Source organism: Candidatus Poribacteria bacterium, from assembly GCA_021295715.1.
In the GTDB taxonomy this organism is placed as follows: domain Bacteria; phylum Poribacteria; class WGA-4E; order WGA-4E; family WGA-3G; genus WGA-3G.
Genome location: JAGWBV010000173.1, coordinates 1 through 2,089, shown reverse-complemented (window position 1 = coordinate 2,089; position 2,089 = coordinate 1). Strand labels below are relative to the sequence as shown.

Sequence of the window (2,089 nt, the reverse complement as noted above, 5' to 3'; positions counted from 1 at the left end):
GCATCAGCATTGCACAGGCTGAAAACCGACTTGATATTGTTGATAACAAGGTTATCGCTGAAACTAATAATTACATCGTGCATTTTGAAAGTGGAACGCTAACCTATTTACATAACAAATTAACAAGTGAAACGTATACTACCACAACTGGTGTTAGTCTTGCGTCTCACCTTATTTTTGCTGGAAAGCTTGGATACGGAGACGAAAAGGTTATATTTGCAAAAAAGTTTATTAACCAAAGAATAGGTCCTTTGAAAGTCAACATGGTTTATGAAAATGATGGCAATGTATTGACAAATAGCATTGAGATTGATTTGAAAACAGGTGACCTTATTATTCAACAGAAAGCAACTTCAGATAAAACAAGTCTCGCATCCGTTGATTGGTCTCTTAACAATCTAATGGCGAAAGACATAGAGGTTATTATTCCTTCTAATGATGGTATTTCTGTTGATGCTACATCCAAAGTGAGTAATAATTTCGAATACCCTTCACCATATTGGCAAGCACAATTTGTTATTTTTCAAAGTTCGATTGGTGGTTTTTGGGTACGAAGCACTGATTCCAACTTTCGTTATAAGTCTTTTGTTTATGAATGGAAAGAGGACATCTACCAATTCCAATTTCAAACAGATAACGATGCACCTTTTGATAATCTTCAGTCAATTGAATCTGTTGAATGGCGAATAAACGCTTATAGTGGTGATTGGCAAGTTCCAGCACAACAATACCGAAATTGGATGGAACAAACATTTTCGCTACAAGAAAAACCAGAATGGATCAATGACATAACATTTGTAATTACGGGTCCTATTGCTATTGAAGTGCCTCTTCTCCTGAAATCCCATGGGATCATTCCGGAACAAACAATCTATATAATAGGTATAGCAGATGAAGATTTTACAATAAAAAAGGATGCGCCAGACTTTGTGAAAAAAGTTAGAGCAATGGGATTTCGTGTTTTCTTTTCAGCGAATCCTCGTGGAATTTTTCCAAATGATAAACATTATGATCGGTTCAAGAAATATCAAATACGAAATCCTTATTCTGGTGGAGGTGCTTTTCACGGAATACATGGTTCAATGCAAAGTGCTTGGCACATCTATGTAAACCTTGCGAGTAAGGAATGGCGGGAATATTATATTTCACACATGAAAAGAATTTACGAAATGGCTCCTGCTGATGGGTTCTTTTTAGATGTTAGTCATCTTGTTCCAAATGATAATAATGGACATCTTTACGAGATACGCTCGCCACAAGGTGCTATTCTTTTCCGAGAAGAATTACGCAAAGCCACTTCTGAAGACATAACCTTTATAGGTGAATGGAACCATGAAGGTTTTTTCGCACAAGGAAGCTTTTATTCTAATGTTGGAGAACCTAATCCACACCCAATTAGCAGTTTTATTTTTAGACCCTATATAAAGGGACTTGGTGAACGATTTGGACCAGATACCAATTCAGATACATTTTATAAGTATCTGGATGCCATGCGAATTAGAGACCAATTACCTGCTGTCTATGTTTGGCATGCATATCATTTAGACACAAACGACCCTCGGCATCAGATAGATGCTGGACATATTGAAATAATGAAACTTATAAACACAATTGCGCAATGGAACATGTTTAATTATCATTGGACAGAACTCTTCCTAACATCAGAACCAGCCTTGACTTACGACGTAAATACTGATGGAAATGTTAATATTTTAGATCTCGTTCTCGTCGCCAATGCTTTCGGAAAAACTAGACCTGATATAAATGGTGACGGTATCGTGAACATTTTAGATTTAGTACTTGTTGCTAATAATTTTAATTGATAGAGAAATTATTATGGCATTGGATAAATGGACAATCTTTACATCACCGGATCGCAGAAACACATTGCATGTAGCAATTCAAAGTGCGCTTTGGGCGAGGGTACCGAATCATCTATTTAATGTTTTTTGTGGTGCTTCATATAGAGATTTTAGAACCACTGAAGATATTATTCAAGGTGCAGTGCGTGTTTGTATGAGGAATGTCAGAAAATCACGGCGGCTCTCAAAAATCTCGTTGCTACATCTGGGATACTTGAATTTGATTC

At 36.5% G+C, this 2,089-nt stretch carries 2 protein-coding genes; both read left to right on the top strand.

The window, feature by feature from the left end; genetic code table 11:
• The coding region (locus J4G07_22575; GenBank protein ID MCE2416769.1) for a hypothetical protein at positions 1-1,823 on the top strand (1,823 nt) is incomplete at its 5' end.
• A 13-nt stretch (positions 1,824-1,836) separates the two neighbouring features.
• Positions 1,837-2,089: hypothetical protein (locus J4G07_22570; protein MCE2416768.1), on the top strand; the 253-nt coding region annotated here is incomplete at its 3' end.